Here is a 14,431-nt window from a genome sequence, read left to right as displayed (position 1 = left end):
ACCCATGGACTCGGCGAAGGCCATTGCTGCGTGCTACCAGCCGCCTCACCGCAACCATGGGTCCCGGCGTGCGCCGGGATGACGAAGAAGGGCAGGGCGATGCGTGACGACTTCCTTCCCTGCGTCTACCTTCTCGCCAGCCGCCGGCATGGGACACTGTACACCGGGGTCACCTCGAACCTGCTCTCCCGCATGGTGCAGCACCGCGAGGGCTTGATCCCCGGCTTCACGCGGCGGTACGGCGTCCGCCACCTTGTCTGGTACGAGATGCACGACACGATCGAAGCCGCCATCCTGCGGGAGAAGCGGCTGAAGGAGTGGCGGCGGGCGTGGAAGGTCGAATTGATCGAAGCGCGCAACGAACGATGGGACGATCTGGCGATCGGCTTGGGGTTTCCCCGGATCACGCCCGATGCCGTGGGAGCGACGAAGTGACCGAAGACCTGAACCACATGCGCGACCACATGCTCGCCGCCGTCGAGGCTGCACCCGGCCTCGACGCGCTCGACGCCGTTCGCGTCGACGCGCTCGGCAAGCAGGGCCGCATCACCCAGCTGCTGAAGACGCTCGGCAAGATGACACCTGAGGAACGCCAGACCAAGAGCCCCCGCATCAATGGCCTGCGCGAGGCGGTGACCGCTGCGATCGCCACGCGCAAGGCGGCGCTGGAGCAGGTGGCACTCGACGCCCGGCTCGCCTCCGAGACGGTGGACATGACGCTGCCGGTCGATGCCGCACCTGCCGGCACCGTCCACCCCGTCAGCCAGGTGATGGACGAGCTGGCCGAGATCTTCGCCGATCTGGGCTTCGCGGTCGCCACCGGGCCGGAGATCGAGACCGACTGGCACAATTTCAGCGCGCTCAACATCCCCGAGACGCACCCCGCACGCGCGATGCACGACACCTTCTACCTCGCCGGGATCGAGCCGGGCGGGGACGAGCGCACCGTGAAGCGCGTGCTGCGCACCCACACCTCGCCCGTCCAGATCCGCACGATGATGGACCAGCCGCCGCCGATCCGCATCATCGCGCCCGGCCGCACCTATCGCTCCGACAGCGATGCCACCCACACCCCGATGTTCCATCAGGTCGAGGGGCTGGTGATCGACCGCGGCATCACCATGGGCCACCTGAAATGGACGCTGGAGACCTTCCTGAAGGCGTTCTTCGAGCGGGACGACATCGTCCTGCGCCTGCGCCCCAGCTATTTCCCCTTCACCGAACCCTCGGCCGAGGTCGACGTCGGCTACACCGTGGTTAAGGGCAAGCGCGTGATCGGCGGCTCCGGCGACGATCGTGACGGCGGCTGGATGGAGGTGCTGGGCAGCGGCATGGTCCACCCGAAGGTGATCGCCGCCTGCGGGCTCGACCCCGCCGAGTGGCAGGGCTTCGCCTTCGGCTGCGGGATCGACCGGCTGGCGATGCTGAAATACGGCATCGACGACCTGCGCGCCTTCTTCGACGGCGATATCCGCTGGCTGAAGCATTACGGCTTTGCCAGCCTCGACGTGCCGACCCTGTCGGGCGGCGTCGGCGTGGCCGCCTGAGCGCCTGATGCCCGCGCACACCCGTCCGTCATCCCGGCGAACGCCGGGAGCCATGGACAGGGGCGCGCATGATTGGGACACGGGCCGGCCGTCACACGCCTTCCCCCCGTGTCCATGGGTCCCGGCGTTTGCCGGGATGACGAGCATAGTGGAATGATCCGATGAAGTTCACCCTGTCCTGGCTCCACCAGCATCTCGCCACCGATGCGCCGCTGTCGGCGATCGTCGAGGGGCTGACCCGCATCGGGCTGGAGGTGGAGGGCGTCACCGATCCGGGTCAGGCGCTCGCCCCGTTCCGCGTCGCCCGCATCCTGACCGCCGAGCGCCACCCGCAGGCGGACAAGCTGCAGGTCCTGTCGGTCGATGCCGGTGACGGCCCGATGCAGGTCGTCTGCGGCGCGCCCAATGCCCGCGCCGGGCTGGTCGGGGTGTTCGGCGCACCCGGCACCTATGTTCCCGGCGCCGACATCACGCTGAAGGTCGCCGCCATTCGCGGCGTCGAGTCGAACGGCATGATGTGCTCCGCGCGCGAGCTTCAGATCGGCGAGGGACATGACGGCATCATCGAGCTGCCCGCCGACGCGCCCGTGGGCCAGAGCTATGCCGGTTATGCCGGGCTGACCGATCCGGTCATCGACGTGTCGATCACCCCCAACCGGCAGGACTGCATGGGCGTCCGCGGCATCGCCCGCGATCTCGCCGCGGCGGGGCTCGGCACGCTGAAGCAGATCGCCATGGCCTATCCCGCCGACATCATCCCCACGCAGGCGGGGATCCAGACGCGCGAGGGCAGCGATGGAACCGCGACGGCAACGGCTCCGGGTTCCCGCCTGCGCGGTAATGACGATGTGGAGGAGGCGGCGGGAACCGGCCCCGGCCCCGACGTCCGCACCGAGACTCCCGGCTGCCCCGCCTTCTACGCGCAATCCGTCACCGGCGTCACCAACGGCGAGGCGCCCGACTGGATGCTCCGCCGTCTCGCCGCGATCGGGCAGAAGCCGCTCGGCGCGCTCGTCGACATCACCAACTATGTCATGATCGACCTCGGCCGCCCGCTGCACGTCTATGATCGCGCCAGGCTGTCCGGCGGCCTCGTCGCACGGCCGGCGCGGGCGGGCGAGCAGGTGCTGGCGCTCAACGGCAGGACCTATACCCTGGCGGAGGGCATGACGGTCATCGCCGACGATGTCGCGGTCCACGATATCGGCGGCATCATGGGTGGCGAGCATTCGGGCGTGTCGGACGCCACCACCGACGTCATCGTCGAATGCGCGTATTTCGATCCGGAGGGGATCGCCCGCACCGGCCAGGCACTGGCGCTGACCAGCGACGCACGCCAGCGGTTCGAGCGGGGGGTCGATCCCGCCTTCCTCGACAGCGGCCTCGCCATCGCCACCCGCCTGATCCTCGCCCTGTGCGGCGGCACCGCCAGCGGCGTCACCCGTGCCGGTCGGCCGCCCGTCGAGGAACGGATCGTCACCTACGATCCCGATCTGTGCCGCACGCTGGGCGGCCTGTCGGTGGCGCCGGAACGCCAGGCGCGGATCCTGCTGTCGCTCGGCTTCACGATGGGCGCGGTCGATCATGCCGACGCGTTCAGCGACGCGCTGTTCGCCACGATCGAGGGGGCGTGGAAGGTCCGCGTGCCCAGCTGGCGCCGCGACATCGATGGCTCCGCCGACCTCGTCGAGGAGGTGATCCGGATCGAGGGGATCGACAAGGTCGCGCCCGTGCCGCTGCCGCGCGTGCCCGGTGTCGCCCGCCCGACCGCGACCGCCGAGCAGCGGCTGGAGCGCCGCGTCCGCCGCGCCGCCGCCGGCCGGGGACTGGACGAGGCGGTGACGTGGAGCTTCGTGTCCGAGGCGGAGGCCGCCCCCTTCGGCGGTGGCGCCTTCACCCTTGCCAATCCGATCAGCGAGGATCTGAAGGTCATGCGTCCCTCGCTGCTCGCCGGGCTGCTGTCAGCCACCGGGCGCAACCTGCGCCGCGGCGCCGGCACCGTCCGGCTGTTCGAGGTTGGGCGCCGCTACCTCGACGATGGCGAGCGCGCCACGCTGGGACTGGTCCTCGCCGGCGATCGCCGCATCCGGGGCTGGCGCGACGGCAAGGCCGCCGGGTTCGACGCCTTCGATGCCAAGGCGGAGGCGCTGGCCCTGCTCGCTGCCGCGGGTGCGCCGGTCGACAACCTTCAGGTGATGGGGGACGCGGGGGAGGCATGGCACCCCGGCCAGTCGGGCACGCTGCGGCTGGGGCCGAAGACGGTGCTGGCCCGGTTCGGCATGCTCCACCCTTCGCTGCTGAAGGCGTTCGATCTCGACGGTCCGGTCGCGGCGGCGGAGCTGTACCTCGATGCCCTCCCGGCGAAGCGGGGAGCGTCCGGCTTCATGCGCGCGCCCTACACGCCGCCTGCGCTCCAGGCGGTGCGGCGCGATTTCGCCTTCCTCGTGCCCCCGGCGTTGCAGGCCGATGCGCTGATCCGCGCGATCCGCGGGGCGGACAAGGCCGCCATCGTCGCCGCGCGCGTGTTCGACGTGTTCGAGCGGGAGGGCGAGAAGTCGGTCGCGGTGGAGGTGATCCTCCAGCCCGGCGACAAGAGCTTCACCGAGGCGGAGTTGAAGGCGACCGCGGACAAGGTGGTGGCCGCCGCGGCGAAGCAGGGCGCCACCCTGCGCGGATGATCGCCGCCGACTTTTCCCACTCCCCCGGGGGGAGCAACGACGACAGGATCACGATGACCGACCTGATCTGGCTGAAGAACGACCGTCTCTCCGCGGCGATCAATCCGCTCGGTGCCGAGCTCACGCACCTGCGCGACGCGGCCGGTGCGGAACTGATGACGGCCGCCGATCCTGCCTTCTGGCCCCGGTACGCGCCGATCCTGTTCCCCGCGATCGGCATCACCCACGGCGGCGTCATCCGCGTCGACGGCACCGACTATCCGATGCCCAAACACGGGTTCGCCCGCGATCTGCGCTTCGAACTGGTCGAGCAGGGCGAGGATCGCGCGGTCTTCGCGCTGACCGACACGCCCGCCACTCGCGCCGCCTATCCGTTCGCGTTCCGGCTCGAGATCGCGTTCACGCTCGACGATGCGACGCTCGCGATCGAGGCACGCGTCGTCAATCCTGCCGCGACGCCGCTGCTGGCGCAGTTCGGCTTCCACCCCGCCTTCGCCTGGCCGCTGCCCTTCGGTCAGGCGCGTGCCGACCACCGCATCGTGTTCGACCGCGACGAACCGGCACGCCTGCGCGAGATCGACACCGACGGCCTGATCGCGCCGTCGACCGCGGCCAGCCCGCTGGACGGCCGCACGCTCCACCTGAAGGACGCACTGTTCGCCGACGATGCGCTGGTGTGGGACACGATCGCGTCCGACGCCGCCACCTATGGCGCCGCCACCGGTCCGCAGCTGCACATCGGGTTCCCCGACACGCCAGCGCTCGGCATCTGGACCAAACCCGGCGCATCCTTCGTCTGCGTCGAGCCGTGGCACGGCATCGCCGATCCCGCCGGCTTCACCGGCGAGTTCCGCGACAAGCCCGGCGTGTTCCAGGTCGCCCCCGGCGCAACGAAGCACATCGCGATGACCATCACGCTGGAGCCCTGACCGGCGCTCGGAACCTTCCACATCCGGGCCGGAGTGCCCCCCGGCGAAGGCCGGGAGGCAGTCGAGGGCGGCGGGAGGCAGAGGCGTCTCGCTCACGATTCCTGCTCCCGGCAACGCGATCCATGCGACCACATCGGGACGCATCCCCCACCGCCGGCCCTGTCCTACCCGGGGGTTTTCGGGCAGGAAGCGCCCATGCTCCCCCTCCGCAACCCTGCTGTCGGCCCGCTCGTCGCCCGCCTTGCGCCCGTCTCAACATTGACCCTCCACAACCCGAAACTTCCTCAACATTCGCGAGTGTGCCGCCCATGAACCTGCCGCCCGATTTCGACCTGGACGGGTTCATCAACGCCACCCTGGCGGAGGATCTCGGCCCGACCGGCGACGTCACGTCCGCCGCCGTGATCCCGCCCGACGCCCGGTTCACCGGCGTGATGGCCGCGCGCGAGCCGATCGCCGTCGCCGGCCTGCCGCTGGCGGAGGCGTTCTTCCGCGCGCTCGACCCCGATGTCGCGATCGAGGTCTGCGCGGCGGACGGCGATCGCGTGCCGGCGGGTACGGAGCTGTTGCGCCTCGCCGGCAACGCCCGCTCGCTGCTCACCGCGGAACGGTCGGCGCTCAACACCGTCCAGCATCTCTCCGGCGTCGCGACCCTGACCGCCGCCTATGTCGATGCGATGGCCGGCGGCGGCGCGATCCTGCTCGACACGCGCAAGACCATCCCTGGTCTTCGCCTGCTCGAGAAATACGCGACCCGGATGGGTGGTGCGCAGAACCACCGCATGGGGCTGTGGGATGCGGCGATGATCAAGGACAATCACGTCGCAGTCGCCGGCGGTGTCGCCGCCGCGGTCGAGCGGGCGGTCGCAGCCGGGATCGGACGGATCATCGTCGAGGTCGACCGGCTCGACCAGATCGAACCCGCGATCGGCGCCGGCGCCACCCACCTGCTGCTCGACAATATGGCCGCACCGATGCTGGCGGAGGCGGTCTCGATCGTCGCCGGACGCGTGCCGACCGAGGCGTCCGGCGGCGTCCGGCTCGACACGATCGCCGCCATCGCGGCGACCGGCGTCACCTATGTCAGCGTCGGTCGCCTGACCCAGTCGGCACCGGCGGTCGACATCGGTCTGGATTTCGCCGCCGCCTGACCGCATCGGCCCGGATTGCACTGGCCCGGATTGCACTGGCGCATCCGGACGCTATGCCTGTCGCGAACGAGAAGAGGGGAACTGCGGGTGCGCCCGAAATCCGTGATCCATGCCGAACGGCTCTACCTGCTCTCCACGCTGCTGGTGGTGGTCGGCACGGCGATGGCGTGGCAGCCGTTGCAGCAGGTGTACGGCACCGGCCTCGCCGCCGGGGTCACCGCCCTGATCGTCGGCGCGTTCCTGCTGCTGATCCTCTTCACCACCCGGCGTGGCAGTCGCGTCGCCCGCGTGCTGCTGGTGCTGCTGACCGTCTTCGGTCTGGGTTCGCTGCTCTGGCAGATCTCGACCGGGCAGGTCGCGCTGGGCCTGCTGGGCGTCGTCAACACGGTGCAGGTCGTTCTGACCGTGGTGGGCGCGGTCCTGCTCTTCCGCCCGAACGCCGCCACCTGGTTCGCCCGCGAGCATGACGATTGGGAGGAGGACGCGTGATCCTCCGGTTGGCCATCGCCACGCTGCTCGCCGCGCCCGCGGCGGTCGAGGCCCAGGCGTTGCAATGCGCGGTCGGGAACGATGTGCCGCGGGTCCGCCCCGACCTGCCGTCGCGAGACCAGCCTCGCCGGGTCGTGCCGATCGGCAGCTACACGCTCGCGATCAGCTGGTCGCCGCAATTCTGCCGCAGCACGGCGGGGGACCGGCCGACCGCGCGTTTCCAGTGCGGGCAGGGCAACCGCTTCGGCTTCACCCTGCATGGTCTCTGGCCCGATGGCGTCGGCAAGGAATGGCCGCAATATTGCCGCCCCGCGGCGATCGTTCCCGCCCGCGTGATCGCCGCGCATCTGTGTGCGACGCCCTCGGCGCAGTTGCAGCAGCATGAATGGGCCAAGCACGGCACCTGCATGGCCGGCTACACGCCGGCGCGCTATTTCACGCGCTCCACCGCGCTCTACCGCCGGCTGCGCTTCCCGGACATGGACGCATTGTCGCGTCGGTCGCTCACCGCGGGTGCGTTCGCGTCCGCGCTCGCCGCCGTCAATCCGGGGCTCGGACCGCAGATGATGCGTGTCACCGCCGATCGTCAGGGATGGCTGGACGAGGTGTGGATCTGCCTCGGCAAGGATTTCCGCTACCGTCGCTGTCCCGCGCATCAGGGCGGACTGGCGCCGACCGCGCCGCTACGCATCTGGCGCGGGCCGCGCTGAGGGGCGGTCAGCCCTCCAGCGTCACCGTGCCGGGATGATGCCTGTCCAGATGCTTGCGGATGATCCGCAGGTTGCGGGTGTTGGACCGGAAGAAGAAGTCGGCGGCATCGCCGACGAACGGCACCAGCCCCAGCATCGCGTCGAACCCGACATTGCCCGCCATCCGCGCCAGCTGGAATTTGGACATGCCCAGATTGCGCGCCTCCCACACGATCCAGCTCCCCATCGCCGCCGCCAGCAGGTCGCCGACCACCGGCACCAGACCGATGATGAAGTCCAGGCCGACAGGGCGATTGATCCCCGGTACGGTGAAGCTGCGTTCCAGCAACCGCTCCATCATCTCGATCCGTCGACGGATCGCAGCGGGGTCGCGGTCGACGGGCAGACGGTCGAGGGATGCCATCGGTTGAGCCATGATGCTCAATTGGCGTCGGTGCGCAGCCGATTCAACGGGTGCCATGCCCGCGCATTGGTCTGCCACGCCGCCAGCCGCGTCGCGACCAGCGACCAGCGCAGCGGCCGCGCGAGCGGAATGAACCCCGCATCCGCGTTCATCGCCGCGTCGGCGGCGGCGATCGCTGCGCCCCGGCTGGTCGGATCGGGTGCGATCCGTGCCGCTTCCAGCGCCTGCGCCGCCGCCTCGCCGCATGGGGCACAGGCAGTCGCCAGATACCAGCGCGCGCTATCGTACGGCGCCACCGCATCGACCAGCCGAAGGTCGGCCTCCTCGTCTACCGATCCCACCCGTTCCAGTACGATGCCGATCGCGGCCAGCGATGCGGCCAGTGATCCGTGCAACAGCGTCGCGCCGGGTCCGCGCGGCAGGGCGATGCGTAGCCGCACCGGCTCGGGCCATGCCGCCACCCGCCGCCGTGCCGCCGCGCGCCGCTGCTCCAGCGTCAGCAGCGACCAGTCGGGTATCTGCGGCGGGGCGCCGGAATCCAGCACGTCGGGCAGGATCCGGTCCGCACTGTCCCAGGTCGGCAGCACGGCGGCGGTCAGTCCTTCGCGGTCGATCGCCTCCGACACTGCGGCACGGTTGGCGGCATCCGCCAGAAAGCCCTCCCGCCGCACGACCGCCAGTCCGAACAGCCCCACCGCCGGATCGACCCGAACCGCCGTCCGCGGCAGATCGGCCGCAGCGAGCATCGGCCAGTCGGCGAACTGCCCGCCTGCGACATGGTCCGAACGCCGCGTCGCGAACCGCACGATCGCACGCGATGCCGGCTCGGCGATCAAGCGGACCTCCTGCTCGGGCTTCAGTTCGCGCTGGTCGTCCGGATCGGCGCGGCCGGGATCGAAGGCCGGGCGCAGCAGCGGGCTCGCCCCTGCCCACGCGATCCTCTGCGGCCCGCTGCCCCAGGCCGGGGCAGGGCGGATCAGCGTCATTTCGGGCTGTGCGAACAGCTTCAGCAGGTCGGGTCGTGGCCGCGACAGCCGGATCTCGATGACCTGCGGCGTCATGATCACGATCTCGTCGATCGCGGTCAGGAACGGTGACAGCGGATTGTCCGCGCCCGGCGATAGTCGCCGCCGCAGCAAGCGTACGACCTGTTCTGCGGTCACCCGCGCGCCGTCCTGCCAATATGCCTCGCGCAGACGGAAGATGTAGCTGCCGCCACCGTCCAGCACCGTCCATCGCTCCGCCAGTCCCGGTTCGATCTGGCCAGCGGCGTCGAAACGGACCAACCCCTGCCCGATCGCATCGACCAGCAGCCGCGCCGGCAGGTCGGCGGGCGGCGTGCGATCCGCCAGCTCGTCCAGCGATACGCCGCCATCGGCGTCCACCTCATCGGCCGCGACGATCGCACTGACGATGACCGGGCCGGAATCCGGCCGACGCTCGCACGCAGCCGTTGCCCCGGCGAGCAGCAGGGCAATGGTGCGGACGACGGGACTCGAACCCGTACTCCGATGGAAGCCGATTTTAAGTCGGCAGCGTCTACCTGTTCCGCCACGTCCGCGCACCCGCGGGGAAAGACCTGATGCGGCGCGGATGGTCAAGCCGCGTCGTCACTCGCACCCGCAATCGTCGGCAACGTGCGATACGCAGCGATCATCGTCCGCACGTCGACCCGCGCCCTCAACCGCGCGCACAGCAGCGCGGTACCACTGATCTTCCGCTGCGCGAACAGCGTGTCGATCGGCGGCAGGTGCCAGGTATCGCGATCCTGCGCCATTGCCTGTGCATCCTCTCGCAACACGCTCACGAACCCGCGGTCGCCGAAGTCGAACGCGCCCGGCCGGTTCAATTCGCCCAGGATCACCTCGATCATCCGATCGACGCCGTCCCGATGGCGCTCCGCCGCGGCGGCACCCAGGAACCCGGCACCGATCGCCGCATCGCGGACGGCTGCATGATCGCCGTCCAGCGCAGCCATCAGCAATCGGTGATAGCCAGCCCTTGTCGTCGGCCGGATGACCCTCGCCGCACCGAAATCGAGCAGGACAAGCCGTTGCCCGTCGGCCTGCCATCGATAGTTGGCGAAGTTGGGATCCGTCTGCATCGTACCCCATGCGAAAAGCTCGCGCAGCACCAGCGCCACGAGCGACCCGGCCGCCCGGTCCCGCTCCGCCTGCGGCCGGGTTTCCAGAGCCTCGATCCGTTCTCCGTCGATGAACTCCATCGCCAGCACGCGCGACGTGCTGAGCGATGGCTCGGCGGTCGGAACGACATAGGCGGGATCGTCGCCGACCAGCGCGCGATATCGCTCCAGCATCGCCAGTTCGCGCCCGTAGTCGGCTTCTTCATGCAACTGCTGCTTGGCCTCCTCCAGCAGCGGCGCGATCTCCAGCTCGCGGGGCAGCAGGCCGGATACGCGCAGCAACGTCGCGACATTGTCGACATCGGCATCGATGCTGGCCGCGACGCCCGGATATTGCACCTTGATCGCCAGTATACGACCATCCGGCAGCTCGGCACGGTGTACCTGGCCGATCGAGGCGGCCGCGACAGGATGCGCCTGAAAGTGGCGGAAGCGCCGGCGCCAATCGCGCCCCCACTCGCTCGCGAGTACCCGGTCGAGCTGTTGCGGCGGCATGTGATGCGCATTGTCGCGCAGCCGGGCCAGGATCTGCGCCAATTCCGGTGGCAGCATATCACCCGCATCCATCGAGATCATCTGGCCCAATTTCATCGCCGCGCCGCGCAAATGGGCGAGCTGGTCGGCCACGCGGCTCGCGTTCGCGGGCGTGAGCAGCAGGTCGTCCATCCGCGGTCGCTCGCCGGCGGCAAGGCGCCGGGCACCTTCCGCGACCATGCCTCCCGCGACGCCGCCCGCCAGTCTGCCGAAGCTGCCGAAGCGAGCCAGCCGGCCGCTCGGCACTGCGCGTCCAGAACGCTCATCCGGCATCACGATCTTCCTTCTTCGATACGGCCGAAAGCAATCGGGCCAGCGTGACGGGGGCATAGTCGTGAACGTCGACCCCGACATCGTACTGGCGCAGCATGGGCTTCAGCCGGCCGTGGCTGTGCCCGTGCAGGTTCAGCGACTTGCGATGCTGTCCGTTCCAGCTGCGGAATGGATAGTGGCAGAGCACGAGGCGATGGCCGTCCGCCACGATCTCCGCATAATCGCCGACACTGCACCAGCCGGGCGCCGTCAGCGTCGTGTCCGGATCGTTGTTGCCGCGGATCAGGTGCTTGGTGCCGTTCAACTGCTCTAGCAGGCCGGCGACGTCCTGCGGCCGGCGGGCCACGTCGCCTAGGTGCCACACCTCGTCATCTACCCCGACTGTCGAGTTCCAGCGATCGACCAGCATGGCGTCCATCTCGGCGACACTGCCGAACGGCCGGCCATGAATGTTGATCGTCCGGTGATCGCCGAAATGCGTGTCGGCGGTGAAGAAGACGGTCATGTCCAGTACAGGATGCGCGCGCCGGGCAGGGCGTCGGCGATCCGTCGTTCGAAAAAGGTCCGCAGATCACGCATCGTTGCCGGATCGTAGACCTGCTTTTCCGTCCCGAACTTCGTCCGTTTCGTGACCCGGTTTCGGCTGCTCATGTCCAGCGCCGACCCGGGATACCAGCTGTCGAGTACCGCCTTCGACCTGGTCGTATAGCGATGGGTGATGAGTTCGACCGTCAGATCCAGCGCTTCCGTACCGGCCAGTTCCGCCGCGACATCGTCGATCAGGGCACCATAGGCGTCTTGCCAGCCATCGGCTGCGATGATCGGTGCGATCGTCAGCCCGATCGGATAGCCGGCATCCGCCATTCGTCGGATGGCATGCAATCGCGCGGATACCGGCGCGGTTCCGCCTTCGAAACGGGCATAGGCACGCGGATTGAGCGATGCGCGCATCCGCGTACGGCCGCGATGCGCGATGTCCAATAGCGGAGTGACGTCGGCGAACTTGCTGGTGAAGCGCAACTGCGCCTCCGCTTCCCACTGGCCGAACCAGCCGATCGCTGTGGACAGCGAACCCGTCAGCGGTTCCAGTACGAGCGGATCGGTGTAGCAGGACGCCTCGAACGTTGTGCCCTCGCCTGCGCGATCGGCCTTGCGGGAGGTGATCGTACCCTGGCCGAGATAGGCGGGCAGGGAGGAGAGGATCTCGTCCAGATTGGCGTAGACGCGGGTGATCGGCGGCCCCTTCAGCGATCCCGCGAGATAGCAGTAGCTGCAATGGGCGGGGCATCCCTCCGCCAGATCGACCCGCCAGTCGGCACTGGGCGCGATCGGCTGGAGCCGTCGCTTCGATGGCGGCGCGACGACAATGGCGAGCGTTGCCTTCGCCTCGGCATACGCCCGTCGCGGATCCTCCGGCACGTTGAGCGACAGCCGATCTCCCGGCAACGCCACAACGTCGATGCCCAGCCGCTCCGCCCGTTCCACGATCATGCGACCATGGGCGAAGCCCCGCGCCGACCGGGTCACGATCACCCGCCGCGGCAGCCAGGGCCGGTCGTGAAGAGGTCTGGAACTGGTGACGGGTGACACACGCATTGAACGTCGACCCGATGCACATGATCCGTCGCGAACGCCCCGGCCGTTAACGTACGATGCCCGCGGCCCGATGCCGATGCGCATCGAGCAAGCAGGCGGCGTCGAACGCTGACGCTAGCTCTTCAGGGTGGTCATCTCCACCGGCTTGCCCTTGGCGGACGGATTGGAGGCGTTTGGCTTCGGCTCCTTCTCGGCCTTGGGCTTGCGGACTTCTTTGTTCGACTTCTTCTGGCTCTTCGCCATGAGCGATCCTTTACTGATGTCCGGATGCTGGCCAGGCTGATCCAGGTGCAGGCACGCCGTCGATCCGATCGGCACCCCCGTCTGACCCAGCCTTGCCGGGCAGTGTGATCTACAGTCGGCCGATGCGGATCGACTGGCGCACCACGGCGCCGACGATGATTTTCGACCGGTATGCTTTCGATATCATGGCGGTATCGTCTGCGTTGTTCATCACGACCCGCGTTCCGCCTGACTGAAGCGCTTCGATCGCACTGATCGGCACATTGCGTTTGGCGCAGGCGGCGATGACATCGTCACGACTTGCATTGATGTTGAGTGCTCTGGACATGGGCATTCCTTTTACGGGCATCGCGCTGGTCGTTGACCAGCAAGGAAGGGGGAGCGTCTGCCCCCCTTTCACATCGCGTCACGCCGGCTGGAGATTCACCGCCGACGACTTGCCACGGCGGTCCTGCTCCAGTTCGTACGAGACGCGCTGATCCTTATCGAGCGATTGCATTCCGGCGCGCTCCACAGCGGAGATATGTACGAACGCGTCGCCGCCGCCGTTCTCCGGAGCGATGAAGCCATAGCCCTTTGCGGCATCGAAGAATTTCACGGTTCCGGTAATCATGTGGGTGACCTTTTCCCAAGTTTGACGATCCCGTGCCAATCGCGGCACAGGTCGGCTTCGGTGAGATTGGATGGGACAAAGGGTGGAGCCAAAGCGGCCCGATATCCGTCGCACACGACGTCAGCATCCGCAGGGTAGCACATCTCCGGCGATCGGGAAATCATCAACTTGAAGATTGTGCGTGAGGAACGCCAAAGGATCGGTGATTTGGCAATCGAGGAAGATTATTATAGTCGCAGAACCGTACATCGCACCGGGCGCGTGATGGTTTTTGGAAGGCTGATCCGGCGATTGACGCGGGATCCACGCCACCTCCTTTGTTGCTGAAGCGCCAGGAGGAATACGGAGCTTCGCCTCTGCCCGTAAAAGCGCCCACCTTTTTGTCGGGCTCGGCCGAGTCTTCGACAATCATCGCCCGGGTTGGAGATTCCTGAAGCGGCCGCTCGTTCACATTGACCAGCGAGGCACTCAGGGCGCCTTCGGAGGCCCTTAACGTACGATCCTGGAATTTGCAGACTCCCGGTTTTCGTATCAAGCTAGCCGACTTGACACCTCAACCGACGAAAGGCCTGCCGTCATGAGGCTCCGCGCCGCAGCAGCCTGCCTCGCCGTTCTGCCACTCGTTGCTGCCGCGCAATCCTGGGCAAGCCCATGGTTCGGCACTTGGAAGCTTCGATCTAGCAATCCCGATGAGAAGCCGGAGACCTTAATATACAGCGAGGCAGGTGTCGGCGCGATGCGAATGGAGTCGGTCGAGGCCAAGAGCGTGCTCGTCACCAACTTCGATGGAAAGCCTGCAGCGGACATCGGCGAAGGCGCGGCGAAGGGTAACGCGCTTGTGGTCAAGGCCATCTCGCCGACCAGCTACCGCTGGACGTTCCTGAAAGCAGGCAAGCCTTTTGTCAGCGGCAGAAACAGCCTGGCAGCCGATCTCAAGACTTTCAGCGAGGTGAGCTGGCTCGTCGCGAAGCCGACCGAGACGATCACGCTGATTTATGACCGGCAGTGATACCTGTGAACGTCCGACGCTGGGCGTGGGATAACCGGCCACATTTCACAGCCCGGGGGGCGCCTCACAGACAAAGCGCCCATCCGGCCGGAACCACCCGGTATCGGCCAGTC

At 68.2% G+C, this 14,431-nt stretch carries 16 protein-coding genes and 1 tRNA gene; 8 read left to right on the top strand and 9 right to left on the bottom strand.

The window, feature by feature from the left end; genetic code table 11:
- Nucleotides 1–99: 99 nt before the first annotated feature.
- The 7 genes from ABC319_RS09580 to ABC319_RS09550 all read left to right on the top strand — a co-directional run bounded on the left by ABC319_RS09580 (nucleotide 100) and on the right by ABC319_RS09550 (nucleotide 7,504).
- Complete coding sequence (locus ABC319_RS09580) at nucleotides 100–435, top strand: GIY-YIG nuclease family protein (protein ID WP_413070002.1); 336 nt, start codon at nucleotides 100–102, stop codon at nucleotides 433–435.
- A 17-nt stretch (nucleotides 436–452) separates the two neighbouring features.
- Entirely contained in the window at nucleotides 453–1,547 is a 1,095-nt protein-coding gene (pheS, locus tag ABC319_RS09575; RefSeq protein WP_413071668.1) for a phenylalanine--tRNA ligase subunit alpha, read from the top strand.
- Between the two features lie 161 nt (nucleotides 1,548–1,708).
- Complete coding sequence (pheT, locus tag ABC319_RS09570) at nucleotides 1,709–4,225, top strand: phenylalanine--tRNA ligase subunit beta (RefSeq protein WP_413070001.1); 2,517 nt, start codon at nucleotides 1,709–1,711, stop codon at nucleotides 4,223–4,225.
- Between the two features lie 53 nt (nucleotides 4,226–4,278).
- Nucleotides 4,279–5,154, top strand: coding sequence for an aldose 1-epimerase family protein (locus tag ABC319_RS09565; RefSeq protein ID WP_413070000.1), 876 nt, complete (start codon nucleotides 4,279–4,281; stop codon nucleotides 5,152–5,154).
- Nucleotides 5,155–5,462: 308 nt separating this feature from the next.
- On the top strand, nucleotides 5,463–6,305 hold the full coding sequence (gene nadC / locus ABC319_RS09560) for a carboxylating nicotinate-nucleotide diphosphorylase (protein ID WP_413069999.1): 843 nt from the start codon (nucleotides 5,463–5,465) through the stop codon (nucleotides 6,303–6,305).
- 87 nt (nucleotides 6,306–6,392) lie between these two features.
- Nucleotides 6,393–6,794: a hypothetical protein gene (locus tag ABC319_RS09555; RefSeq protein ID WP_413069998.1), complete on the top strand. Its 402-nt coding sequence runs from the start codon at nucleotides 6,393–6,395 to the stop codon at nucleotides 6,792–6,794.
- Nucleotides 6,791–7,504 carry a ribonuclease T2 family protein gene (locus ABC319_RS09550; RefSeq protein ID WP_413069997.1) on the top strand — a complete coding sequence of 238 codons (714 nt, stop codon included), beginning with the start codon at nucleotides 6,791–6,793 and terminating at the stop codon, nucleotides 7,502–7,504. Before ABC319_RS09555 ends, ABC319_RS09550 begins: the two co-directional genes overlap by 4 nt.
- A gap of 7 nt (nucleotides 7,505–7,511) precedes the next feature.
- Here the strand turns inward: ABC319_RS09550 and ABC319_RS09545 are convergent, their stop codons facing one another.
- The 9 genes from ABC319_RS09545 to ABC319_RS09505 form a co-directional block, all read right to left on the bottom strand.
- On the bottom strand, nucleotides 7,512–7,907 hold the full coding sequence (locus ABC319_RS09545) for a DUF4112 domain-containing protein (protein ID WP_413069996.1): 396 nt from the start codon (nucleotides 7,905–7,907) through the stop codon (nucleotides 7,512–7,514).
- Between the two features lie 17 nt (nucleotides 7,908–7,924).
- Nucleotides 7,925–9,292 carry an ABC transporter substrate-binding protein gene (locus tag ABC319_RS09540; RefSeq protein ID WP_413069995.1) on the bottom strand — a complete coding sequence of 456 codons (1,368 nt, stop codon included), beginning with the start codon at nucleotides 9,290–9,292 and terminating at the stop codon, nucleotides 7,925–7,927.
- A 92-nt stretch (nucleotides 9,293–9,384) separates the two neighbouring features.
- Nucleotides 9,385–9,468: transfer RNA gene (locus ABC319_RS09535), tRNA-Leu, on the bottom strand.
- 36 nt (nucleotides 9,469–9,504) lie between these two features.
- A complete protein-coding gene (locus ABC319_RS09530) occupies nucleotides 9,505–10,857 on the bottom strand; it encodes an ABC1 kinase family protein (protein WP_413069994.1) in 1,353 nt (450 codons plus the stop codon).
- Entirely contained in the window at nucleotides 10,847–11,362 is a 516-nt protein-coding gene (locus tag ABC319_RS09525; RefSeq protein ID WP_413069993.1) for a metallophosphoesterase family protein, read from the bottom strand. Before ABC319_RS09525 ends, ABC319_RS09530 begins: the two co-directional genes overlap by 11 nt.
- Nucleotides 11,359–12,453: an SPL family radical SAM protein gene (locus ABC319_RS09520; RefSeq protein WP_413069992.1), complete on the bottom strand. Its 1,095-nt coding sequence runs from the start codon at nucleotides 12,451–12,453 to the stop codon at nucleotides 11,359–11,361. The genes ABC319_RS09525 and ABC319_RS09520 overlap by 4 nt, the downstream gene beginning before the upstream one ends.
- A 114-nt stretch (nucleotides 12,454–12,567) precedes the next feature.
- A complete protein-coding gene (locus ABC319_RS09515) occupies nucleotides 12,568–12,696 on the bottom strand; it encodes a hypothetical protein (protein WP_413069991.1) in 129 nt (42 codons plus the stop codon).
- A gap of 109 nt (nucleotides 12,697–12,805) precedes the next feature.
- Entirely contained in the window at nucleotides 12,806–13,045 is a 240-nt protein-coding gene (locus ABC319_RS09510; protein WP_413069990.1) for a hypothetical protein, read from the bottom strand.
- Nucleotides 13,046–13,102: 57 nt separating this feature from the next.
- Nucleotides 13,103–13,309: a cold-shock protein gene (locus ABC319_RS09505; protein WP_413069989.1), complete on the bottom strand. Its 207-nt coding sequence runs from the start codon at nucleotides 13,307–13,309 to the stop codon at nucleotides 13,103–13,105.
- Nucleotides 13,310–13,886: 577 nt separating this feature from the next.
- On the opposite strand from ABC319_RS09505, the gene ABC319_RS09500 reads away from it, so the two are divergent.
- Complete coding sequence (locus ABC319_RS09500) at nucleotides 13,887–14,318, top strand: hypothetical protein (protein WP_413069988.1); 432 nt, start codon at nucleotides 13,887–13,889, stop codon at nucleotides 14,316–14,318.
- Nucleotides 14,319–14,431 lie beyond the last annotated feature (113 nt).

Origin of the sequence: Sphingomonas phoenicis, from assembly GCF_047238005.1 — a bacterium.
Taxonomy (GTDB): Bacteria; Pseudomonadota; Alphaproteobacteria; order Sphingomonadales; family Sphingomonadaceae; genus Sphingomonas.
The sequence above is the reverse complement of the archived record's forward strand: the minus strand, read 5'-3'. Positions and strand labels throughout refer to the sequence as shown.